We start from the raw sequence: 23,716 nt of genomic DNA on the forward strand, positions 1-23,716 counted from the left end.
GATGAGAAATGTTAGAGTTGCAGCGATCCAGATGCAATGTGCCAAGGATGTGGCAACAAATATCCAAACAGCGGAGCGTTTAGTACGTCAAGCTGCAGACAAAGGCGCGCAAATCATTCTCTTGCCTGAATTATTTGAACGTCCCTATTTCTGTCAGGAACGCCAGTATGACTATTATCAGTATGCCCAGTCGGTGACAGAAAATACAGCCATTCAGCATTTTAAAGTGATTGCTAAGGAACTACAGGTTGTTCTACCGATTAGTTTCTACGAAAAAGATGGCAATGTCTTGTATAACTCAATCGCCGTCATTGATGCTGATGGAGAAGTGCTGGGTGTTTATCGGAAGACCCACATACCAGATGACCATTATTATCAAGAAAAGTTTTATTTCACGCCTGGTAACACTGGTTTCAAGGTCTGGGATACTCGCTATGCTAAGATTGGGATTGGCATCTGTTGGGATCAATGGTTCCCTGAAACAGCCCGTTGTCTTGCGTTGAATGGGGCAGAATTGCTCTTTTACCCAACCGCTATCGGTTCAGAGCCTATCTTAGATACGGATAGTTGTGGTCACTGGCAACGTACCATGCAAGGGCACGCAGCAGCAAATATTGTCCCAGTTATTGCAGCCAATCGCTATGGCTTGGAAGAAGTCACTCCTAGTGAGGAAAATGGCGGACAGAGTTCTAGTCTTGACTTCTACGGTTCCTCCTTTATGACGGATGAAACAGGAGCTATTCTAGAGCGAGCTGAAAGACAAGGAGAAGCTGTTCTGTTAGCAACTTATGACCTGGATAAGGGAGCAAGCGAGCGCCTAAACTGGGGACTATTTCGAGATAGAAGACCAGAAATGTACCAACGGATTACCGACTAGAAGGTATCTTTCATAATAAACTTTTGATATTCACGCCTGTCTTACAAAAATGTAAGATAGGCTTTTTAAATGTAAGATAGGTGTACGATTATACGTAGAAATGTATGCTATACTCTATGTAGATCAAAAAGAAAGAGGTTTATTATGAAAAAATGGAATGCGACGCAGTTGAAGTATCTGATGGCGGCAGTAATGGTTCTAGACCATATCCCGCATATTACCGGAATCGTTTCTCCTTTGTGGGAAGGTATCTTTCACGCCTTGACCCGTTGTGTGGGAGTTTGGTTTGCCTATATGGCTATGGAAGGATTCATCCATACTCGAAACTTGAAAAACTACCTCATCCGTCTCTGGTCTTGGGCGCTGATCATGTTTGCTGGAAATAGCCTACTCAATGCCCTATTTGCATCCAAAGGAGTAATGGTCAATAATAATATTTTCCTGACTCTAGCCATCGGTGTCACCATGCTTTGGATTGGTTTTCCTCGAAAAGAGCTGGATAAAAAAGAGAAGTTGTGGCGTCGGATTGGCGTTGCTGGTCTCTTGATTTTCGGTTGTCTTTTTACCGAGGGTGGTATCACCATGCTACCATTTCTCTTGATTAGTTACTCTTGTCGAAATCGCAAGGGATTGCGAAATCTCCTATATGCCTTTCTGTGGGCCTTCTTGTTAGTGACTTCCATCCAAATTTACGACACTTGGCACCAAACACTGGAAATGATGCTTTTCAATTCTGACTGGCTCTTTGTCACCGTCTTTCCTTTTATGGCCTTGTATAATGGACAGCGAGGAAAAGAAACTAGTTGGAGTAAATACTTCTTTTATATTTTCTACCCAGCTCATCTATGGATTATAACCTTGATTGCTTATTTGCTTAAGTAGATTCAATTCCCATTAGCTCCATCTAACTTAAAATGTTAGAGGAGCTTTTCTGTATCTGGAATTCCCAACAAAACATGTTATAATAGTTTTAGAAAGGACGAGGTTTATGGCGAACATACTTGTAATTGAAGATAATAATGAAATCCAGGAAATTTTAAGAACCCTTCTTGCAGAGGAACACGAAGTGATTCAAGCATTTTCTGGGACAGAAGGTATCATGCAATTTGATAAAGGTGGCATTGATCTCGTTTTGCTAGATATCATGCTCCCTGGGAAAAATGGCGACCAAGTCTTGCAAGCTATTCGACAAACTAGTCAGACTCCGGTCATCATGCTTACTGCTTTGGGTGATAAAAAGCTCATCAGCCAATATCTCTTAGATGGTGCCAATGATTATGTAGTAAAACCTTTTGATTTGGACGAAGTCTTTGCCAGAGTCACCGTGCAATTACGCCAAAGTGGTGAACATCAGTCAGGAGATCGAAGAGAAATTGATAACCTCGTACAAAACTTTAAAAATATCCAGTTCGATGCGGATAGTTTTGAAATAAGTAACGCAACTGAAACCATTCGCCTTGCAAAGAAAGAGTGCCAGATTCTCCAAATGTTGCTCCAGCATCCTAAAAAGATCTTCACCAAAGAAGAACTCTATGAATTGATTTGGGAAGAAAGTTACCTGCCTGGAGACAATACGCTCAACACTCATCTAAGCAATCTCCGTAAAAAACTGTATCAACTGGATCCAAATGACGATTACATCGAAACCATTTGGGGAGTTGGTGTACGATTAAAAGGAGACAAATAATGAATTACATTTTGATATCAATATTACTCCTTACTAACATTATTTTGGCGATTTCTTTGATTCGCTATCATATAGCAATTAGAGATTTAAGCAGACAAATCGAAGAAAAGATTCGCTCTGGTAGCATGAAGAGGATCGGGATAAATTTCTTTTCAAAGACCATTTTGCGTCTACATAACCAAATTGAGAATCTATTTCAAGAAGTGGAGCAAAATCAGCTAATCATGAAGCGTGAAAAACACACCTTAGATATGGCAATCAGTAACATCGCTCATGATATTCGGACACCTTTGACAATCGCTTCAGGCTATACTCAGCAACTAATAAAACATCCCGATAATAGTTCAGAAACCTTAAATAAAATAGCCCATCATCAGGATTTGGTTTCCAAACGTTTGGAGGCTCTCCTCGAATACCGTCATTTGATGGAAGGAGCAGTCAAACCGAAACTGGAAGAACTTGATTTATCAACTTTTATAACGAAAAAGACTTTAGCTTATTACGACGTTTTTCAATCTTCACATATTGTTCTTGATTTTAATGTTGAACCAGGATTGAAAACGACGACTGATGAGGACTTGCTTGATCGAATTATACAAAACCTTCTTGGAAATGTTCTCAAGCACGGTAAGGAGAAAGCTCGACTTTCTTTGAAAAAGGAAGAAAATAGGCTTGTTTTGGAAATTGATAATCTTGTCAAAAAATCTATCAAGAATATAGACAATCTCAGCAATCGTTTTTATTCTGAAAATATGTCGGATACAGAAGAATCCTCTGGTTTAGGTCTTTATATTACTGAGGAATTAGTTCATCTTCTTGGAGCGGATATGAAGCTAGCCACTGATGGAGAATGGTTTTCAGTCTTTATTTATTTTTAACAGAAGAAACCTCCTCTATAAGTTTAGAGGAGGTCCTTTTTATAAGCTTTTCTTCTTGAAAACAGTCAGTCCACTGAAAGAGAAGAAAAGTATGACCGTTACGCAAATCGTGATGGTATAGAGAATAGCTTGACTATTAGTAGTCATAGCATAGGCAAAATCTAGAATTAAATATCGTAGAATTTCAATGTCTGGGAAAACAAGCATTGGCGTAGAAAGGATGATAGAGCTAATCAGATAACCAATAAATACGGCAAGATAAGAATGAGTTAGGTAGAGAATAAAGGAAACAATTGAAAGCCAAGCGAGAAGGCAGAGAAATTGAAGGGAAATCGTCAAGAGGAGATTAGTAACAAAACCATCAGGCATTGTACCAAGTCCGTTTAGTAGAGTCGCGGGAATAAAGGCAATCACAAGACTGGTGATGAGTTGTAAGAGAGCGATACTTGCTAGAACAAAGAATTTAGCAAGGAAAAACTCTGTACGAGAAACGCCAACTGTCAAACTATTTTTATAGAGTTTGCCGATTAAATCAACTCCAAGAACGAGGCATGTCAGGACGATGCAGAGAAAAACGAGGTTTGAACCATTGCTAGACGCGTTGATAAGAGCTTGGATGCCGTCCCAACCTTTGGTCGGAAATTCTGTTTCAGGTGTGGTATTTACTGACATCAGATGTCCTGTAGCTCCGATAGTAGCACCCATTAACATGAGAGCAAAGAGAATGAATTCTGTAATCCAGAATCCTTTGGAGCGAAAGAGACGGTAAAAATCTGCTTGAATGGTATGTATCATGATTTTTCTCCTATTCTACCAATTGTGTGAAGTATTCTTCTAGGTTTTGACGGGCATAGTAAATCTCGTCAATAGCAACATCTGCCAAAGTTAATTTCTTAAGAATCTGTTTGACATCTTGTTCATTCCCAAAGATATGGATTTCATTTTCTGGATTAACAACCTTGAACTGGAGTTGGATTTGTTCTTTCAATACTTGACATGCTCTTTCTTTATCGCTTGTTCTGAGCACAATATAATCCTCACTTAGCGTTTCAAATTCAGCTTTGCTGATTTCACGGATAATCTTTCCTTGATCCAAAATTCCAAAGCGATTAGCTAGGAGATAGAGTTCAGACAAGATATGGCTAGAGATGAGAATGGTTATTCCTTTTTCTTGATTGAGCCGCTGGATCATCAGACGAAATTCTTTGATTCCAATTGGGTCAAGTCCGTTGATAGGTTCATCAAGAATCAGGAAGTCTGGTTTGGATAGGAGGGCAATGGCAATGCCAAGTCTTTGTTTCATTCCTAGTGAAAAATCACGAAAGACTTTTTTTCCTGTATCTGACAAGCCAACATAGTCCAAAGTCTCATGAATCACCTTATCAGCATTTGGAATATGACGAATCATACAATAATATTTAAGGTTTTGATAAGCTGTTAAGTGATTATGGGCTACAGGTGATTCGATAACAGAACCCACTTGAGATAATGCCTTGGTCCACTCATTTTGTTCTTTGCTAGAAAAGAGGGAAACTGTACCTTTGTCCGCAAACAATAATTGTGTAATGATTTTAATAAGAGTAGTTTTACCTGCTCCATTTTTTCCGATTAGACCATAAATATCTCCCTCTTTTATGGTTAGACTAAGATCTTGAAGAATAGCTTGGTTACCAAATTGTTTGGTCAGTCCATGAATTTCGAGTACTGTTTTCATGATTTTCTCCTTTTGATTTATTTTTCTAACTTTAGTATAAGGTATAGAAATCAAAGAAACATCAAGTAATTCTAAAGAGTTTCTAAAGTTTTGTAATTCTTAAAAGAAACAAAACCCAGTTGATATGAACTGGGCTTCTCAATTATAAAATATACTTCTCAATGGCGCGAGCAACGCCTTCTTCTTCATTGCTTGCTGTAACGTCATTAGCAAGGGATTTGACATGGTCACTGGCATTTCCCATTGCAATGCCCAGTCCTGCAAACTGAAGCATTTCGATATCGTTATTAGCATCGCCTATGGCCATGATTTCTGAGGGCTCGATCTTCAAAATCGCAGCTAGTCGAGAAAGAGCAGTAGCCTTTGTCGTCCCAAGTGGCATGGCTTCATAAATAACAGGTTGCGAGCGAACTCCGCTAAATCGTTGACAGAGTTCTGTCGCAAAACGCTGCTCAAAATCGTCTGTTTGCCCTTTGGTACCCAAAAACATACCTTGGAACATACGATACTTGCCACTAATCGCTTCCTCAAGGGAAATTTCAGTTAAGTCTGAAAAGACGAGCTTGGCATCATTTTGAACAATTTGATTAGGCTTGCCACCGAGGACAAAATAATGCTCCTCATCAAAAAGAGTCAACTGGACGTCGCTTTTTTCTGCTAGGTCATAGAGGTATTCAATGTCAGCTGGACTGAGTTCTTGCCAGTCCACTAGACTCCAGTCACTGGTCTGATGGGTTGAACAACCATTATTGACAATGACATACTCGTTCTGGAGATCCAGTCCCAATTTTTTATAGTAGGGAAGGACACCGAAAAGCGGGCGACCTGTACAGAGAACCAGTTTGACACCTTTTTCAATGGCTTGGTGAATGGCAGTGATGTGGGCTTGTGGGATTTCCTTGGCTTCATTAAGGAGGGTTCCGTCCATATCCAAGGCTAGTAGTTTAATCATAAGACTTCCTTTTCTATGTGTTTTGCTTTTATTATAGCATATTTTGGTGATAAGGAGGCAGAATCTTCGGCTAAATCATGGTATAATATAGGATAATGACAGAAAGTATAACGAGGCTGAGATGAAATTACTGTATACTGATATTCGGACTTCTTTGACAGAAATCTTGACCAGAGAGGCGGAAGAGCTGGTTGTTGCTGGTAAGCGGGTTTTCTACATTGCTCCCAACTCTCTTTCTTTTGAAAAGGAACGTGCCGTGCTGGAATGCTTGTCCCAGCAGGCTTCTTTTGCGATTACCGTCACGCGCTTTGCTCAGATGGCTCGTTACCTGGTTTTAAATGACTTGCCTACAAAGACCAGTCTTGATGATATCGGTCTTGGGATGGCCTTTTATAAATGTCTTGCGGAACTGGACTCCAAAGAGTTACGAGTTTATGGTGCGATTAAACAGGACCCTCAATTTATCCAGCAGCTGATTGAACTTTATCACGAGATGACAACTGCTCAGATGAGCTTTTTGGACTTGGAAAGTTTGACCGATGAGGACAAGAGAGCAGATTTACTCTTGATTTTCGAGAAAGTAACAGCCTATCTCAATCAAAGTCAGTTGGCTCAGGGAAGTCAGTTGTCCCATTTGATTGAGGCTATTGAGAATAACAAGGTAAGTAGTGATTTCAGTCAACTTGCCTTGGTTATTGATGGATTTACCCGTTTTTCTGCTGAGGAAGAGCGTGTAGTGGATCTACTCCATCGCAAAGGTGCCGAGATTATTATTGGTGCTTATGCAAGCAAGAAGGCCTATACCAGTCCGTTCACTGAAGGCAATCTCTACCAAGCCAGTGTGGAATTCCTCCATCATTTGGGGGCAAAATACCAAACCCCTGCTCAAGACTGTTCTCAGACGCATGAGAAGATGGATAGCTTTGACAAGGCCTCTCGTTTGCTGGAGTCTTCTTATGACTTTTCAGAACTCACTTTAGATGTCGATGAGAAGGACCGTGAAAATTTGCAAATCTGGTCTTGCTTGACACAAAAGGAAGAGTTGGAGTTGGTGGCTCGCGCTATTCGTCAGAAATTACATGACTATCCAGAACTGAGTTACAAGCATTTTCGTATTTTGCTGGGGGATGTGGCATCTTACCAGCTATCGCTGAAAACTATTTTTGACCAGTACCAGATACCGTTCTATCTTGGTAGAAGTGAATCCATGGCTCATCATCCTTTGACTCAGTATGTCGAATCTATTTTGCGTTTGAAACGCTACCGTTTCCGTCAGGAAGATTTGATTAATCTCCTCAGAACTGGTTTGTATACTGACCTTAGCCAAGCGGATATTGATGCTTTTGAACAATATCTCCGCTATCTTGGCATCAATGGCTTGCCAGCTTTTCAGCAGACCTTTACCAAATCCCATCATGGAAAATTTGATTTAGAGCGTTTAAATTCTCTTCGTCTGCGAGTTTTGGCGCCACTTGAAACCTTATTTGCCAGTCGGAAGCAAAAGACTGAAAATCTCTTGCAAAAGTGGAATACTTTTCTAAAAAATGCTGCTTTAAGCAAGCAGATGCAAGACTTGACAGCTACTATGGAAACTCTAGAACAGGAAAGACAAGCCGAAGTTTGGAAGGCTTTCTGCCATGTTTTAGAACAATTTGCGACGGTTTTTGCTGGTTCACAAGTTAGTCTAGAGGACTTCCTAGCCTTGCTCCATTCTGGAATGAGTTTGTCCCAGTATCGCACCATTCCAGCAACTGTTGATACTGTTCTGGTGCAGAGTTATGATCTGATTGCACCTATGACCGCTGACTTTGTCTATGCCATTGGGCTGACTCAGGATCATTTACCAAAAATTGCGCAAAACACCAGCCTGTTAACAGACGAAGAAAGACAAAGCCTAAACCAAGCGACTGAAGAGGGAGCGCAATTACTGATTGCAAGCAGTGAAAACCTCAAGAAAAATCGTTATACCATGCTTTCTTTAGTCAATGCTGCTCGTAAACAGTTGATTTTATCAGCACCAAGTCTTCTCAATGAAAACGAGAGCAAGGAATCGGCCTATCTTCAGGAACTGGTGAGTTTTGGATTTAGCCGGATAGAGAAGAAGATTCATCAAAAAAGTCTGTCTAAGGATGATATGGGTTCTTATCACAGTCTCTTGTCTAGTCTGGTTGCTTATCATCAGCAAGCGGATTCTAATGAAAATGAACAAGATTTAACTTTTGTCACTGTCTTGGCGCGTGTCATGGGAAAAAAACTTGATCAAAAAGGGCTTGTGAATCCTGCCCTCCCAACCAGTCCAATCAGCAAGCCTTTAGCTAGGGAAACCTTGCAGGCTCTCTATCCCGCTGACAAGGAGTTTTACCTGTCTACGTCTGGTTTGACAGAGTTTTACCGCAATGAATACAGTTATTTCCTCCGTTATGTCTTAGGTTTGCAGGAAGAAGTTCGTCTGCGTCCGGATGCCCGCAGTCATGGTAATTTCTTGCATCGTATTTTTGAACGTGCCTTGAAACTGCCTGATGAAGATTCCTTTGATCAGCGTTTGGAACAAGCTATTAAGGAAACAAGTCAAGAACGCGAATTTGAAGCCATTTATCAAGAAAGTCTGGAAGCCCAGTTTACCAAGGAAGTTCTTCTCGATGTCGCTCGGACAACTGGCCACATCCTTCGTCATAATCCAGCTATCAAAACCATCCAAGAGGAAGCAACATTTGGCGGCAAGGATCAAGCCTTTATTCAATTGGATAATGGTCGTAGTGTCCATGTGCGAGGCAAGGTTGACCGCATTGACCGTTTGAAAGCTGATGGAGCACTAGGAGTAGTAGACTACAAGTCTAGTTTGACTCAGTTCCAGTTTCCTCATTTCTTTAATGGGCTTAATTCCCAGTTGCCAACCTATCTTGCTGCCCTAAAAAGAGAAGGGGAGCAGAACTTTTTTGGCGCTATGTACTTGGAAATGGCTGAACCCGTCCAATCTCTGTTGACCGTTAAGAGTTTGGCTGGAGCAGTAGTAGAAGCCAGCAAATCTATGAAATACCAAGGGCTCTTTTTAGAAAAAGAAAGCAGCCACTTGGGAGAGTTTTATAACCAAAACAAGGCTAATCAGCTGACAGACGAGGAATTCCAGCTCTTATTGGACTACAATGCCCATCTTTACAAGAAGGCAGCTGAGAAGATTTTACAAGGCCAGTTTGCCATTAATCCCTATACCGAAAATGGCAGAAGCATTGCCCCATACGTCCAGCAACACCAAGCCATCACAGGTTTTGAAGCAAATTACCACTTGGGACAAGCCCGTTTCCTAGAGAGGTTAGACTTATCTGATGGCAAGCGTCTGGTTGGAGAAAAGCTCAAGCAAGCTTGGTTTGAGAAAATGAGAGAGGAGTTGAATCGATGAAGCCCATTTCCTTTTTTACTGAGGAAGAGATTCAAAAATTGCAAGAAGCAGAAGCGAGTTCGAGCAAGGAACAGAAGAAAACGGCCGAGCAAATCGAAGCCATTTATACTGCAGGTCAGAATATCCTAGTTTCAGCATCTGCTGGTTCAGGGAAAACATTTGTCATGGCAGAGCGCATTCTGGATCAGTTAGCGCGTGGTGTAGAAATCAGTCAACTCTTTATCTCGACTTTTACCGTCAAGGCTGCTACTGAACTTAAGGAACGTTTGGAGAAGAAAATCAGCCAACAAATTCAAGGAACCAATGATATCGATCTCAAACAACACTTGGGACGCCAGTTGGCAGACCTGCCAAACGCTGCCATCGGAACCATGGACTCCTTCACACAAAAATTCCTAGGAAAGCATGGCTATTTGATTGATATTGCACCGAACTTCCGTATTCTGCAAAATGAAAGTGAACAGTTACTCTTAAAGAATGAAGTTTTTCATCAGGTTTTTGAAGCCCATTACCAAGGTGAAAATAAAGAGAAATTTAGCCGTTTGGTGAAGAACTTTGCCGGACGAGGTAAGGATGAACGAGGTCTGCGTCAGCAAGTCTACAAAATCTATGATTTCCTCCAATCCACCAGCAGTCCACAAAAATGGTTGAGTAACTCTTTCCTCAAAGGGTTTGAAGAAGCTGACTTTGTAATTGAAAAAGACAAATTAACTGAGCAAATCAAACAGGCGCTTTGGGACTTGGAAAGTTTCTTCCGTTATCATCTGGATAACGATGCCAAGGAGTTTCCAAAAGCTGCCTATTTAGAAAATGTGCAGTTGGTTTTGGATGAAATTGGCTCCTTAAATCAAGAGTCCGATAGCCAGGCTTATCAAGCAGTGCTTACGCGTATTGTCGCAATATCGAAAGAAAAGAACGGTCGAGCTCTAGCTAATTCTAGTCGTAAGGCCGATTTGAAGCCACTGGCTGATGCCTATAACGATGAGAGAAAGGCCCAGTTTGCTAAACTTGGACAACTAGCAGATCAGATAACGATTCTTGAGTATCAAGAGCGTTATCATGGAGACACCTGGGATCTAGCTAAAACCTTCCAAACCTTTATGAATGATTTTGTGGAGGCTTATCGTGAACGTAAACGCCAGGAGAATGCCTTTGAATTCGCTGATATCAGCCATTATACCATTGAGATCTTAGAGAATTTCCCACAAGTCCGCGAGGCTTATCAGGAACGATTCCACGAAGTCATGGTCGATGAGTATCAGGATACCAACCACATTCAAGAACGGATGCTGGCATTGCTGTCGAATGGTCACAATCGCTTTATGGTTGGAGATATCAAGCAGTCCATATACCGTTTCCGTCAGGCAGACCCGCAGATTTTCAATGAAAAATTTCAACGCTATGCACAAAATCCCCAAGAAGGCAAGCTCATTCTCCTCAAGGAAAATTTCCGTAGCAGTTCAGAAGTGCTGTCAGCAACCAATGATGTTTTTGGACGCCTTATGGACCAAGAGGTCGGCGAAATCAACTATGATAGCATGCACCAGCTTGTTTTTGCCAATAGCAAACTAACTCCCAATCCAGACAATAAGGCAGAATTTCTCCTCTACGATAAGGGCGACAGCGGGCAAGAGGAGGAAGAGAGCCAAACAGAAACTAAACTCACTGGGGAAATGCGTCTGGTCATCAAGGAAATCCTGAAGCTTCATCAGGAAAAAGGTGTTGCTTTCAAAGAAATTTCCCTTTTGACTTCCAGTCGCAGTCGAAATGACCAGATTCTCCTCGCCCTGTCTGAGTACGGGATTCCAGTTAAAACCGACGGCGAGCAAAATAATTATCTCCAATCCCTAGAAGTACAAGTCATGCTGGATACACTTCGTGTCATTCACAATCCCCTGCAAGACTATGCTTTAGTTGCTCTGATGAAGTCTCCTATGTTTGGCTTTGATGAGGACGAGTTGGCACGCTTGTCCCTTCAGAAAGCAGAAGATAAAGTCCAAGAGAATCTTTACGAGAAGCTTGTCAATGCTCAAAAACTGGCAACAAGTCAGAAAAACTTGATTTATACAGCTCTAGCTGAAAAACTAAATCAGTTCATGGATATCTTGGATTCTTGGCGCTTGTATGCTAAAACCCACTCTCTCTATGACTTGATTTGGAAGATTTATAATGACCGTTTTTATTATGACTATGTTGGAGCCTTGCCTAACGGTCCTGCTAGACAAGCCAATCTCTATGCTTTAGCTTTGAGGGCAGACCAGTTTGAAAAGAGTAATTTCAAGGGCTTATCACGTTTTATCCGTATGATTGACCAAGTTTTAGAGGCTCAGCATGACCTCGCAAGCGTAGCCGTCGCACCGCCTAAAGATGCCGTGGAACTTATGACTATTCACAAGAGCAAAGGTCTGGAGTTTCCTTATGTCTTTATCCTCAACATGGATCAGGACTTCAACAAGCAAGACTCGATGTCAGAAGTTATTCTCAGTCGTCAAAATGGGCTTGGTGTCAAATACATTGCCAAGGTGGAAACAGGAGCAGTGGAAGCACACTATCCTAAAACCATCAAACTCTCCATTCCTAGCCTAACTTATACGCAGAATGAAGAAGAATTGCAACTGGCTAGCTATTCAGAGCAGATGCGTCTCCTTTATGTTGCCATGACAAGGGCTGAGAAAAAACTTTATCTCGTTGGTAAGGGGTCTCGTGAAAAGCTGGAAGCCAAGGAATACCCGGCAGCAAATAACGGAAAATTAGATAGCAATACCAGACTACAAGCAAGAAATTTCCAAGATTGGATCTGGGCTATCAGCAAAGTATTTGCCAAGGAAGATCTCAACTTTAGCTATCGTTTTATTGGTGAAGACCAGCTGACCAGAGAAGCTATTGGTCAATTGGAAAACAAGAGTCCTCTACAAGATAGCTCTCAAGCAGACAACCGCCAGTCAGAAACCATCAAAGAAGCTTTGGAAATGCTGAAAGAGGTGGAAGTTTATAATAGTCTCCACCGCGCAGCCATTGAACTACCAAGTGTTCAAACCCCAAGCCAAATCAAGAAATTCTACGAACCCGTTATGGATATGGAAGGGGTAGAAATTGCTAACCAAACTCCATCACCGGAAAAGCGAATCAGCTTTGATTTACCAGATTTTTCAACTAAAGAAAAGGTAACAGGAGCTGAGATTGGTAGTGCTACCCACGAACTCATGCAGAGAATTGACCTTAGTCAACAACCAACACTTGCTAGCCTGACAGAAACTCTCAAACAAGTTCAGACTAGTCCAGCTGTAAGAGACAAGATTAATCTTTCTAAAATTCTCGCCTTCTTTGAAACACCACTTGGTCAGGAAATTCTCGCTAATACCGGCCATCTCTACCGCGAGCAACCTTTCTCCATGCTCAAACGCGACCAAAAGAGTCAGGAAGACTTTGTTGTTCGTGGGATCTTGGACGGCTATCTAGTTTACGAGGACAGAATTATTCTTTTCGACTATAAGACAGACCGTTACGATCAACCAAGTCAACTCATAGACCGCTATCGTGGTCAGTTAGCCCTATATGGTGAGGCTTTATCTCGTGCCTATTCGATTGAAAATATTGAAAAATACTTGATTTTGCTCGGCAAAGACGAGGTTCAAGTTGTAAAAATATAATCTAGAAAGGAGACCTCATGCCACTTCCAGTTAGAAAATCCTTGCACGATGCGGTTTTACAGGCTTCAAAAGCCGATACTTGGGATCAAGCTACCAAGGAATGGAATGAAGTTTCCTTGATTTTTAATGGCATTGGCCGTAGTAATTGTGTTTGCGGGAATGCCATAAAATACGCTTATGAACTCTTTAACGGCGTTACAGGTCAACGCCTCTTTCCGATTGGTAGCGATTGTATTCGGCATTTTCATCGTATTAGCCTCGACCAGCAACTAGAAGAGGAAGAAAAACTTCTCAGAAAGCTTGAAAACCTAACCAGAAAAGCTCAGAAAAAGGAAAAAATCAAGGTTAATAAAAACGACTTTGACGAACGACTTCTAAAATGGTTTTGGGAAAAAGGTGTTTTCAAAGCCAATCGTGGCAATCGATTCACACCTGAGAGAGACTATCAGCTCTTCCTAGAGGTCTTTCAAGGCGGAAGTTGGATCAAGGCAGAGCCAAAGAAGAAGGCTCGTATGGAAGAAGTGCTGGAAAAGTGTATCAAACCTTTTTTACTTGGCAAGACTGATGACCAACTCTACCTTGTCAAACTAGGCAAGGAGAAAATCGACTACGAGCAGCATTTACGGATTCAAGCAGAGAAAGAACGCAAGAAGAGAGATAAAATCGCCAAGCAATACGCTGACAACCTCATTCTTGCCATGGGACCCGCTGAACGCGCCTATCAAGATTACTTTGGCTTTACAGAAACTCTCACACAAGAAGAACGAAAATGGGAGAAAATCCTCTTTGGAAAAAATAGAGACGAACGGGCTATCAAGGCTAAACAAAACCAAAAGGAGCTGGAAAAGGATCAGCGGATTGCAAATCAAGATCCTATTGAACGAAAGCAGAAGCAGACTTGGCTTCTTAATTCCTATTTTCGAGATTTGCCTGATGAAAAAGCTAGATTTTCTCGGCTTCTATTAGAATATCGAAAAAGTGGAGAAGTACTCTTTTCAGATGAATACTTATCTGAGCATCTCATCGATTTTTTCTACAAGATGAAAGCCTTTGAGTTTGAAATTGCACCAGAACAAGTCCGCGATTTTATAAAAGAATGCCTTCAGGCAGAACATCTATCATCTGCACAAGAAAGTTGGACTAGAGGGATTCTCCTCAATTGTCTTCATCCGTTTTTAGATAGGTTACTCATATAGAAAAAATCCTACCTTGTCTATGCATGGTAGGATTTAAGTATCTCCAAAGATGTACTGGTAAAGTTGGACGACTTTCTGAAAACATTGTGTGTCCATTCTTGTTATTTTTTGAGCATTACGCATCCGAAAATCAAAGGTATACAGTTGAAATGGATTGACAGCGCCATCTACCTTGTCCGACGAGACAGGAACGAGCAAGCCTTTTTCAGCCAAACGTTGTTGGCCATGAGTGATAGGACAGACAGCTACAAAACCAGTTTGCAAGGCATATTCTCTCCTAGAAACTACCAAGGCAGGTCGCCGTTTCTGGATTTCCCGACCGACTGATGGATCAAAGTCCAGCCAAATGATATCCTGCTTTTCAGGAATATAGTCAGATTTCGCTATCAAGTGACCTTACCCCTTCAAAATCATTTGTCATTCTCAAATCAGTAATCCCATCAAAGGGATCTTTTAATTTTGGAGCTAAGACAATGACTCCGTCAATCCCTTTGTAGACAACCATTTCTTGACCTTCTGTCATCCCCAAATTTTTAGGAATAGTCACAGTGAGAGAATTCCCTACCTTCCGAGTCTTTACTGTATTCATTGCTCTACCTCCACGAATTAGTATACACTAAGTATATACCTGTTAGCAAAAAAAGTCAAGTAAATCCTGACTGGCATCAAGGATGTGTCGGACCTATACTATTTGTCATTTATTGTGGTCAAAGCCTGTGCAAAAGTTCCTCATTTATGATAGAATAGGTAGTAAGAAAGAAAACGTTTTTACTACGTTTTTTTTAGTCGGAAGGGGAAATGTTTATGGCTACTATTCAATGGTTTCCGGGCCACATGTCTAAGGCTCGGCGGCAAGTTCAAGAGAATTTAAAGTTTGTTGATTTTGTGACGATTTTGGTGGACGCTCGGCTACCTTTATCTAGTCAAAATCCTATGTTAACCAAGATTGTGGGTGATAAACCTAAACTCTTGATTTTGAACAAGGCTGACCTAGCAGACCCAGCAATGACCAAAGAATGGCGTCAGTATTTTGAATCACAGGGAATCCAAACTCTGGCTATCAACTCCAAAGAGCAAGTAACTGTAAAAGTTGTGACAGATGCTGCTAAAAAGCTCATGGCTGATAAGATTGCACGCCAGAAAGAACGCGGTATCAAAATTGAAACCTTGCGGACCATGATTATCGGAATTCCAAATGCCGGTAAGTCAACACTCATGAACCGTTTGGCTGGGAAAAAGATTGCGGTTGTCGGCAATAAACCAGGTGTTACCAAGGGGCAACAGTGGCTCAAAACCAACAAAGATCTTGAAATCCTAGACACACCAGGGATTCTCTGGCCTAAGTTCGAAGACGAAACCGTAGCTTTGAAACTAGCCCTAACAGGGGCCATTAAAGACCAGTTGCTTCCTATGGATGAAGTGACCATTTTTGGTCTCAATTATTTCAAAGAACATTATCCTGATAAGCTAGCTGAACGTTTTAAACAAATGAAAATTGAAGAAGAAGCTCCTGTTATCATCATGGATATGACGCGCGCCCTCGGTTTCCGTGACGACTACGACCGTTTTTACAGTCTTTTCGTGAAGGAAGTTCGTGATGGAAAACTCGGTAACTACACCTTAGATACATTGGACGATATCGATGACGACGATTAAAGAAATCAGAGAACTTCTTTCTACTGTCAAAGACTTAGACAACCCTCTTTTTCTGGAAATCGAAAAAGATACCCGTTCTGGAGTTCAAAAGGAAATCGCCAAGCGTAAAAAAGCAATTCAGGCTGAACTGGATGAAGACCTTCGTTTGGAATCCATGCTTTCCTATGAAAAAGAATTTTACAAGCAAGGAGTGACCTTAATAGCAGGTGTTGACGAGGTCGGCCGTGGTCCGCTGGCTGGACCTGTAGTCGCTGCAGCCGTTATTTTACCAAAAAATTGTAAGATTAGAGGCCTCAACGATAGCAAGAAGATCCCTAAAAAGAAACATTTAGAAATTTATCAAGCCGTTCAAGACCAGGCCTTGGCAATCGGAATTGGTATCATGGATAATCACATCATTGACCAAGTCAATATCTATGAAGCGACCAAACTGGCCATGAAGGAAGCAATCTCCCAGCTCAGTCCGCAGCCTAAGCACCTCTTGATAGATGCCATGAAACTGGAGTTACCAATTTCACAAACCTCCATTATCAAAGGAGATGCTAACTCCCTCTCAATCGCAGCTGCATCTATAGTGGCCAAGGTGACACGGGATAATATTATGAAGGACTATGATAATCAATATCCCGGCTATGACTTCGCTACTAATGCAGGCTATGGAACAGCTAAACACCTAGACGGACTCGAGAAACTAGGAGTTACCCCAATTCACCGAACCAGTTTTGAACCTGTTAAGTCACTGGTTGCAGGAGAAAAAGAAAGTTTAAGTTAGAAGGAATGAATGATTATGGAGGAACAGTCAGAAATACTCCGCTCCAAGAAGGAATTTGCCTTTGCCTCAGGCACCATATTATCCCAAGTTGGACGAGGAATCATTGTTGGTCTCGTCGTCGGGCTAATCGTCGGATCTTTTCGTTTCTTAATCGAAAAGGGCTTCCACCTGATACAAGGATTCTATCAAGATCCAGCGCACCTAGTGCGCAATCTTTTTATCATTGGCCTATTTTATTTAATTGTTAGCTGGCTCAGTGCGAAATTGACTCGATCGGAAAAAGATATCAAGGGTTCAGGAATTCCTCAAGTCGAAGCCGAACTAAAGGGATTGATGACTCTTAACTGGTGGGGCATTCTCTGGAAAAAATATATTTTAGGTATTCTTGCTATTGCCAGTGGCCTTATGCTAGGGCGTGAAGGGCCAAGTATTCAACTTGGAGCAGTTGGTGGAAAAGGTATTGCCAAGTGGCTCAAATCTAGCCCTGTTGAGGAACGCTCCTTGATTGCCAGTGGTGCTGCAGCAGGGCTAGCAGCTGCCTTTAATGCACCAATCGCAGGTCTTCTCTTTGTTATAGAAGAAGTTTACCACCATTTTTCACGCTTTTTCTGGGTCTCAACTCTAGCAGCCAGTCTCGTAGCAAACTTTGTTTCTTTGCTCATATTTGGCCTAACACCCGTACTGGATATGCCAGACAACATTCCTCTCATGACTCTAGACCAGTATTGGATTTACCTCCTTATGGGAGTTTTTCTCGGGCTTTCTGGTTTTCTCTATGAGAAAGCTGTACTCAATGTTGGTCGAATTTATGACTGGATTGGTCAAAAAATCCATTTGGATAAAGCTTATTATCCAATCCTAGCCTTTATCCTTATCATACCAGTCGGGATTTTCTTGCCACAAATTCTCGGTGGTGGAAACCAGGTCGTTCTTTCTTTGACTGAGCAAAATTTTAGTTTTCAAGTTCTATTAGCTTACTTTTTGATTCGCTTTGTTTGGAGCATGATTAGCTATGGAAGTGGCCTCCCAGGAGGAATTTTCCTACCCATTCTGGCGCTTGGTTCCTTACTTGGTGCCCTAGTTGGTGTCATTTGTGTCAATATTGGGCTTGTCAGTCAAGAGCAGTTTCCTATATTTGTCATTTTAGGAATGAGTGGCTACTTTGGGGCAATATCCAAGGCTCCCTTAACCGCTATGATTCTTGTTACTGAGATGGTAGGGGACATTCGCAACCTCATGCCACTTGGCTTAGTGACCTTGGTAGCTTACATCGTCATGGATCTACTCAAGGGTGCTCCAGTCTATGAGGCCATGCTAGAAAAAATGCTGCCAGAAGAAGCGACAGATGAAGGAGAAGTCACCCTCATAGAAATCCCTGTGTCTGACAAAATCGCTGGAAAACAGGTTCACGAGCTCAACTTGCCACACAACGTGCTCATCACCACCCAAGTCCATAATGGCAAAAGCCAAACAGTTCACGGTTCAACCAGAATGTATCTGGGTGATATGATTCACCTGGTGATTCCAAAAAGTGAAATTGGAAAAGTCAAAGATTTGTTGTTGTAGATTTTTTACATAATTTATGTTATGTAAAAAAACAAACTTCTTAATTAAATACATTTGAAAACCGATTCTCTGCAATGAGATCGGTTATTTCTTACTGATAAGGTATTTCAACATACAAGTAATTGAACTTTGTAAAAAATAAGACTACAATTAAGTTAGAAATGATAAACCATAAAGCTAGAAAGGAGTTTACTGTGTCGAATCTGTACAGTAAGATTAAAAATCATGAAAAAGAAAACAATAGCAATTATACAATGTATTTTGTATCTCATAGCTCCTTATATAGCTCTTCAGTTATGTAGAATGAACAGAAGTATCGTTACTGATAATCTCTTTTTTATTTTCCTTATTCTGCTGACTATTTCATTCTGGTTTAGTATTTGGAAACTAGAAAAAGCACTAGATAATGATTCACAATAGAAAAAAGATTTAGTTCTGTATTTCATAGATCTAAGAAAACTAAAATTTTATGTACAATTGACTAAACTAGAGCTAAACCATTGATACAACTGAATTAGAAGCATAAAGTACATTCTTTAAAAAGTGTACTTTATTTTTGTTTTGTACATTATTTTGGAGTGGTATTTTGTATATTTTCTAGTACATCACATCATCTGATTTAAGGAATTGATTTGTACATTTTTTACTCTAGTAACAGTAGAAGGAGTGGTGGTTCAATTGTACATTTTTTGCTACTCATTTAAGGTCTTATTGATAGTAAGATATAGATTTTTACTCGTGGTGCTAGTTAATCTCAAAGTATCTCAGATTATAAGTCAGTACAATTTGCTCCTTTCTCAACTGCAATCCTGTTAAGCCTCTAGCTAGTGTTTGTTCGACATCAAAAAAAGCACAAAGTTCTGAAAATCGAGTTTCAATAGTCCGTCTCATAGCCATTAGTTTCTAATGATTATGTTGTTTAGCTCTGTTTCAACTGTTCTCTGAGTTCATAGCTAAGATAAGCTAAATCAGCTAAAACATAGGGTTGAGAACAATTTTCTAGTAAGTCATCAACTGCCCTAATATAATGTACTGAGGCAGGCGTTACAACATAATTCAGAATATAGCCTGATAGGGTTTGAATCCATAGACCCAAAGGTGCTTAGAGGAATTGTAACCAATGTCGGCTAGTTCATTAAAAACATGTGCTCTATGGTTACGGACTGGTTGACAAACCGAATCAATCAAGAAGGAGCATCCTGAGGTTCCGGCATTTGAAGAATATGATGAGCTGCTTGCAGAAATTAAAAAATCCCTATAATAAGGCATGAGATGACCCTCAAAGTCAGACTTTTATCCCAGTGTTTTTCGATGGAATTTTTTAATTGCTATAATACCTTGTGCAAAATAGTCGTATATATCAAAATCAGAGTCACGTTACCTACTATTAGTCCGAAAGTCGCAAGTATTGTCTTTGATGTACCTGGCTTAAAATCTGCGCTAATTGAATATGGCCAAAAGCATATCATTGGGAAAACGGCTATTAACACGCATACATAGGTAGGAAAGTTTGTCCAAAGAAAGCGTGTCGTCTCTAACCAGTGCCCCCATGAAGGTATCATTATTTTGCTTATAGTGAAAAGTATGCATATAAGGTGGACCATCAGAAGATAAATAGCATACTTTGTCTTGCTCAGTACTTTTTTCTTTTTCATTTTATCTAACTATCCTTGCTAATTATTCTCTCGTTCACCTGCAATATGAACTTTAAAACTAAAATTAACTATATTATTATTCGAATCAATGTCCAAATTCATAAAGTATTGATTCCAAAAGAATTCATTGTTACCTGTTCCCCACTGCACACCGTAATGTCCCAAATATTCACCTCTCGGATTGCTTGGAGTCAGCCATATTTTTTTACCAAATACTTCCTTAAACTTATTTTCATCAAGCTTCTCTAGCAAACCTATACCATCTATATTATATGAAATTCCATATTTTTTAGCAGCAGCTGTGCATTCAGAATCGAAGCAAACCTCTGCGTAACTACACAGTCCTTCAGTTCCTCATACCTCTTTTTATGCCCGTAAACACCTATGCAGCCAACTACTACATTCTTCTTTACAAGAAGATAAGTCGATCGTGTGACTGCAGAGTCATATGACTTAAATCCGCTTGGCACTGTTACACCGGAACCTTGGTATTTATAATAGCTTCCCGATGTCAAAAGCTCATCATACTCGGAGTAGTTCTGTTTACCATTTGATACATATATATCATACCCCTTATCCATCAAATCCGACACCTTCGTCTCAGATAACTTTATCTCCGTATTACTAATCATCAAAGCTGGCGCCTTGTCAGGTAAACCTATCAGTATGTATGCGAACATCAAAAATACAAATACCATAAGCACTGCAACGATACCTATCCAAGATTTCCCGGTTCTCCTTCGTGCATTGAAAAGCGCCATTATAGAAGGCGTGATTATAGCAGCACCAATTGGCGCCGCCCCATGACGGAACATTCCCATGACCTTAAAGGCAATTACAGCGCTAATTAGTATTAAAACTATATGCACTGCATACTCTCCTACGCTTAGCTTACTCGTCCTAGTCTGATTATTTGCTGGGGCATCGTACACTGGAACACCGTTCTCAAAGGTGTTCTTCATTCTAAAACGCAGCCAAAACAATATTCCAATAAACACAACTGCCAAGAACACTAGCATTCCGATAAAAACTAATTTTTCCATATGTAACCTTTTTTCTGACCTAATTATCGTTCATCAAAATTCATATCTAGTCTACCACATTTTGAAATTGTTTTACAATATTTACACACTTGTGCACGAATCAATAATGTATACAAGCTTTTCAGATTATTTTTTCTTTACACCTCTTTAAAATTGTATAGAGTTTAATACTTGTTTTATTCTAAACGTGCGCATCATTTTAGCGCAAAAAACAAATTTAATTCCGTTGTTTCTGTAGTTAACTTTTTTTGATATCATACCTACTAAGAAGAAGATAAATGCGAATATTGTTACTTTTAACGGTGAATTCTCATATGTTGCTAGAGGAGAAGGTGAAAATGGAATCAGAGGATATATTGATTTTGATGAAAAATTTTTAAATCCCTCCAATACTATTTCTTTCGGTCAAGATACTGTAACTATGTATTATCAACCAAATGCCTACTTTACAGGAGATAAGATTCAAATATTTAAGTTAAATAAAAAATATGGGAAATTAACAGAAAATATTGCTTTGTATTTAATTAGTTCGATGAAAAAAGCTTTTACAAATTTTTCTTGGGGTCAATCTTCTTTTGCTCTTGATGTTATTTCAAATATTGATATTGAACTTCCAGTGACAAAAAGTGGTACTATTGATTTTGAATACATGGAAAAATATATTCAAGTAATAAAGAAACAGCTTATTGAGGACGTTGTTGAATATAAAGATGAATACATCAGCAAGAGCAAATCAACTGTTTTTAAATAAGGTTATATGGTATCTTTTTGGTAGCTAAACAGACAAAAGGAAAGGATTTAACGACCTTTCAACCACTCATCCAAGGTTAATTAAAGAGTGGTCAGACTTAAATCAAAAAAGTTCTTGCTCAATAATGTGTAATTCGACTTATAGAGCGTGGTGGAAATGCAATGTATGTAAAGGAGAATATCAACAAACTGTTAAGAAAAAGATTCTAATGAAAGAATCTTGTTGTCCATATTGTCAAAATAATGAGGTGTTAAAAGGATTTAACGACCTAGAAACGACTCATAAACATTTAATGAACGAATGGGACTATCTTAATAATATTCTTTTAGCAGACCCGACTGCAATCAATGAGAAATATCAACAAACTGTATGGTGGATATGTAAAGAAAACTCAAATCATCGATACAAACTAAAAATTAATGAAAAAATTAAGTATGAGAAGCGCTCATTAATAAGCTGCTCAATTTGCAAAGGTTTAAGAAGAAAACAGGAGCATTTCGTTAGATTAAAGATGTAATAAAATATTAAAATCAAACAAGCTAAAAACACTCTAAAGATCATTAAATTGATATTGGAGTGTTTTTTATTGTCAAAATGTACATTTGAAAAATTTTTAGTTTTTACTTAAATAAAGTACATAATTGAATATAATTGGCTTAAAAAATTTTTTTGGTTATTTTTTTATTTTTTGCACTTAAAAAAAACTCATGTAACATCTTTCCGAAAAACTATAATTTTCTTGAAAAATATATAAGTCTATGCTATACTACTAGTAGACTTACTTATGGAGAAAATACATGAAACGTGAGATTTTACTGGAACGAATCGACAAACTAAAACAAATCATGCCCTGGTATGTTTTGGAATACTACCAATCAAAGCTTGCTGTTCCCTACAGTTTTACAACTCTGTACGAATACCTCAAGGAATACGATCGATTTTTCAGCTGGGTTTTGGAATCTGGTATTTCAAATGTTGATAAAATGTCTGACATTCCTTTATCAGTCTTGGAAAATATGTCTAAAAAAGACATGGAAGCCTTTATTCTTTATCTACGTGAACGACCTTTGCTGAATGCCAATACAACCAAGCAAGGTGTCTCTCAGACAACCATCAATCGCACATTGTCAGCACTTTCCAGTCTTTATAAGTATCTAACCGAGGAAGTCGAGAATGATCAGGGTGAACCTTATTTCTATCGTAATGTAATGAAGAAAGTTTCAACCAAGAAAAAGAAAGAAACACTTGCTGCCAGAGCTGAAAACATCAAGCAAAAACTCTTTCTAGGTGATGAAACAGAAGGTTTTCTAACCTATATCGACCAGGAGTATCCACAACAGCTCTCAAATCGTGCCCTCTCGTCATTCAATAAAAATAAAGAACGTGATTTAGCCATTATTGCCCTTCTCTTGGCGTCTGGTGTCCGCTTATCTGAAGCTGTTAATTTGGATCTAAGAGACCTTAATCTCAAAATGATGGTTATCGATGTTACTCGAAAAGGTGGCAAACGTGACTCGGTCAATGTCGCTGCTTTTGCTAAGCCTTACCTAGAGAATTATCTAGCCATTCGAAATCAACGCTATAAGACGAAAAAGACAGATACAGCTCTCTTTCTGACCTTATATCGTGGCGTTCCCAATCGTATCGATGCTTCTAGTGTTGAAAAGATGGTTGCTAAGTACTCTGAGGACTTCAAAGTCCGTGTAACTCCCCACAAACTCCGCCATACCTTAGCAACCAGACTCTATGATGCAACTAAATCGCAAGTTTTGGTCAGCCATCAGCTAGGACACGCCAGTACACAAGTCACTGACCTCTATACCCATATCGTCAACGATGAACAAAAGAATGCTTTAGATAGTTTGTGATTTACATAAAATAAATTATGTAAATAATAGTTCAAAAAAGAAGCTGGTCATACA

At 39.8% G+C, this 23,716-nt stretch carries 20 protein-coding genes and 1 pseudogene; 13 read left to right on the forward strand and 8 right to left on the reverse strand.

Annotation, left to right across the window (positions count from 1 at the left end):
• The first annotated feature begins 1 nt into the window (after position 1).
• The 4 genes from aguB to PG086_RS04760 all read left to right on the forward strand — a co-directional run bounded on the left by aguB (position 2) and on the right by PG086_RS04760 (position 3,442).
• Positions 2-877, forward strand: coding sequence for an N-carbamoylputrescine amidase (gene aguB / locus PG086_RS04745; RefSeq protein WP_033585234.1), 876 nt, complete (start codon positions 2-4; stop codon positions 875-877).
• 144 nt (positions 878-1,021) lie between these two features.
• Positions 1,022-1,759 carry a TraX family protein gene (locus PG086_RS04750; protein WP_270747960.1) on the forward strand — a complete coding sequence of 246 codons (738 nt, stop codon included), beginning with the start codon at positions 1,022-1,024 and terminating at the stop codon, positions 1,757-1,759.
• A 106-nt stretch (positions 1,760-1,865) separates the two neighbouring features.
• Positions 1,866-2,564: a response regulator transcription factor gene (locus tag PG086_RS04755; RefSeq protein ID WP_033585237.1), complete on the forward strand. Its 699-nt coding sequence runs from the start codon at positions 1,866-1,868 to the stop codon at positions 2,562-2,564.
• Entirely contained in the window at positions 2,564-3,442 is an 879-nt protein-coding gene (locus PG086_RS04760) for a sensor histidine kinase (protein ID WP_033585238.1), read from the forward strand. Before PG086_RS04755 ends, PG086_RS04760 begins: the two co-directional genes overlap by 1 nt.
• A gap of 39 nt (positions 3,443-3,481) precedes the next feature.
• Here PG086_RS04760 and PG086_RS04765 read toward each other — a convergent pair whose 3' ends face one another.
• The 3 genes from PG086_RS04765 to PG086_RS04775 all read right to left on the reverse strand — a co-directional run bounded on the left by PG086_RS04765 (position 3,482) and on the right by PG086_RS04775 (position 6,108).
• Complete coding sequence (locus PG086_RS04765) at positions 3,482-4,237, reverse strand: ABC transporter permease (RefSeq protein ID WP_270747961.1); 756 nt, start codon at positions 4,235-4,237, stop codon at positions 3,482-3,484.
• 10 nt (positions 4,238-4,247) lie between these two features.
• Positions 4,248-5,156 carry an ATP-binding cassette domain-containing protein gene (locus tag PG086_RS04770; protein WP_033585242.1) on the reverse strand — a complete coding sequence of 303 codons (909 nt, stop codon included), beginning with the start codon at positions 5,154-5,156 and terminating at the stop codon, positions 4,248-4,250.
• 142 nt (positions 5,157-5,298) lie between these two features.
• Positions 5,299-6,108 carry a Cof-type HAD-IIB family hydrolase gene (locus PG086_RS04775; RefSeq protein WP_033585244.1) on the reverse strand — a complete coding sequence of 270 codons (810 nt, stop codon included), beginning with the start codon at positions 6,106-6,108 and terminating at the stop codon, positions 5,299-5,301.
• A 121-nt stretch (positions 6,109-6,229) separates the two neighbouring features.
• Here PG086_RS04775 and rexB point away from each other — a divergent pair, with 121 nt between their 5' ends.
• From rexB to PG086_RS04790, 3 genes are read left to right on the forward strand one after another with little or no spacing between them, the layout of a single operon-like run.
• Positions 6,230-9,505 (forward strand): ATP-dependent nuclease subunit B, encoded by a 3,276-nt coding sequence (gene rexB, locus PG086_RS04780; protein WP_270747962.1) that lies wholly within the window; start codon positions 6,230-6,232, stop codon positions 9,503-9,505.
• Positions 9,502-13,155, forward strand: a complete 3,654-nt coding sequence (gene addA / locus PG086_RS04785) for a helicase-exonuclease AddAB subunit AddA (RefSeq protein ID WP_270747963.1) — start codon at positions 9,502-9,504, stop codon at positions 13,153-13,155. Before rexB ends, addA begins: the two co-directional genes overlap by 4 nt.
• Positions 13,156-13,172: 17 nt before the next feature.
• Positions 13,173-14,351 (forward strand): hypothetical protein, encoded by a 1,179-nt coding sequence (locus PG086_RS04790; protein WP_270747964.1) that lies wholly within the window; start codon positions 13,173-13,175, stop codon positions 14,349-14,351.
• A 33-nt stretch (positions 14,352-14,384) separates the two neighbouring features.
• On the opposite strand, the gene PG086_RS04795 is transcribed toward PG086_RS04790, so the two are convergent.
• A complete protein-coding gene (locus PG086_RS04795) occupies positions 14,385-14,741 on the reverse strand; it encodes a type II toxin-antitoxin system PemK/MazF family toxin (protein WP_000560798.1) in 357 nt (118 codons plus the stop codon).
• Entirely contained in the window at positions 14,725-14,940 is a 216-nt protein-coding gene (mazE, locus tag PG086_RS04800) for a type II toxin-antitoxin system PemI/MazE family antitoxin (protein ID WP_001098942.1), read from the reverse strand. The genes PG086_RS04795 and mazE overlap by 17 nt, the downstream gene beginning before the upstream one ends.
• 215 nt (positions 14,941-15,155) lie before the next feature.
• On the opposite strand from mazE, the gene ylqF reads away from it, so the two are divergent.
• The 3 genes from ylqF to PG086_RS04815 are packed head-to-tail and all read left to right on the forward strand — an operon-like array spanning position 15,156 to position 18,345.
• On the forward strand, positions 15,156-16,007 hold the full coding sequence (gene ylqF / locus PG086_RS04805) for a ribosome biogenesis GTPase YlqF (RefSeq protein WP_270747965.1): 852 nt from the start codon (positions 15,156-15,158) through the stop codon (positions 16,005-16,007).
• A complete protein-coding gene (locus PG086_RS04810; protein ID WP_270747966.1) occupies positions 15,994-16,779 on the forward strand; it encodes a ribonuclease HII in 786 nt (261 codons plus the stop codon). Before ylqF ends, PG086_RS04810 begins: the two co-directional genes overlap by 14 nt.
• Before the next feature lie 15 nt (positions 16,780-16,794).
• Complete coding sequence (locus tag PG086_RS04815) at positions 16,795-18,345, forward strand: ClC family H(+)/Cl(-) exchange transporter (protein WP_270748249.1); 1,551 nt, start codon at positions 16,795-16,797, stop codon at positions 18,343-18,345.
• A gap of 744 nt (positions 18,346-19,089) precedes the next feature.
• Here the strand turns inward: PG086_RS04815 and PG086_RS04820 are convergent.
• The 3 genes and pseudogenes from PG086_RS04820 to PG086_RS04830 all read right to left on the reverse strand — a co-directional run.
• Positions 19,090-19,533: pseudogene (locus tag PG086_RS04820) on the reverse strand (transposase); the annotation flags it as partial.
• Between the two features lie 485 nt (positions 19,534-20,018).
• Entirely contained in the window at positions 20,019-20,252 is a 234-nt protein-coding gene (locus tag PG086_RS04825) for a hypothetical protein (protein WP_021164696.1), read from the reverse strand.
• Between the two features lie 11 nt (positions 20,253-20,263).
• On the reverse strand, positions 20,264-21,043 hold the full coding sequence (locus tag PG086_RS04830) for a hypothetical protein (RefSeq protein ID WP_237334096.1): 780 nt from the start codon (positions 21,041-21,043) through the stop codon (positions 20,264-20,266).
• A 256-nt stretch (positions 21,044-21,299) separates the two neighbouring features.
• On the opposite strand from PG086_RS04830, the gene PG086_RS04835 reads away from it, so the two are divergent.
• The 3 genes from PG086_RS04835 to xerS all read left to right on the forward strand — a co-directional run bounded on the left by PG086_RS04835 (position 21,300) and on the right by xerS (position 23,662).
• Entirely contained in the window at positions 21,300-21,794 is a 495-nt protein-coding gene (locus tag PG086_RS04835) for a restriction endonuclease subunit S (RefSeq protein WP_394334485.1), read from the forward strand.
• 79 nt (positions 21,795-21,873) lie between these two features.
• A complete protein-coding gene (locus PG086_RS04840) occupies positions 21,874-22,311 on the forward strand; it encodes a zinc-ribbon domain-containing protein (protein WP_270748250.1) in 438 nt (145 codons plus the stop codon).
• A 280-nt stretch (positions 22,312-22,591) separates the two neighbouring features.
• Positions 22,592-23,662, forward strand: a complete 1,071-nt coding sequence (xerS, locus tag PG086_RS04845; protein ID WP_247946495.1) for a tyrosine recombinase XerS — start codon at positions 22,592-22,594, stop codon at positions 23,660-23,662.
• Positions 23,663-23,716 lie beyond the last annotated feature (54 nt).

Source organism: Streptococcus halitosis, from assembly GCF_027691175.1.
GTDB classification, from domain to species: Bacteria; Bacillota; Bacilli; order Lactobacillales; family Streptococcaceae; genus Streptococcus; species Streptococcus halitosis_A.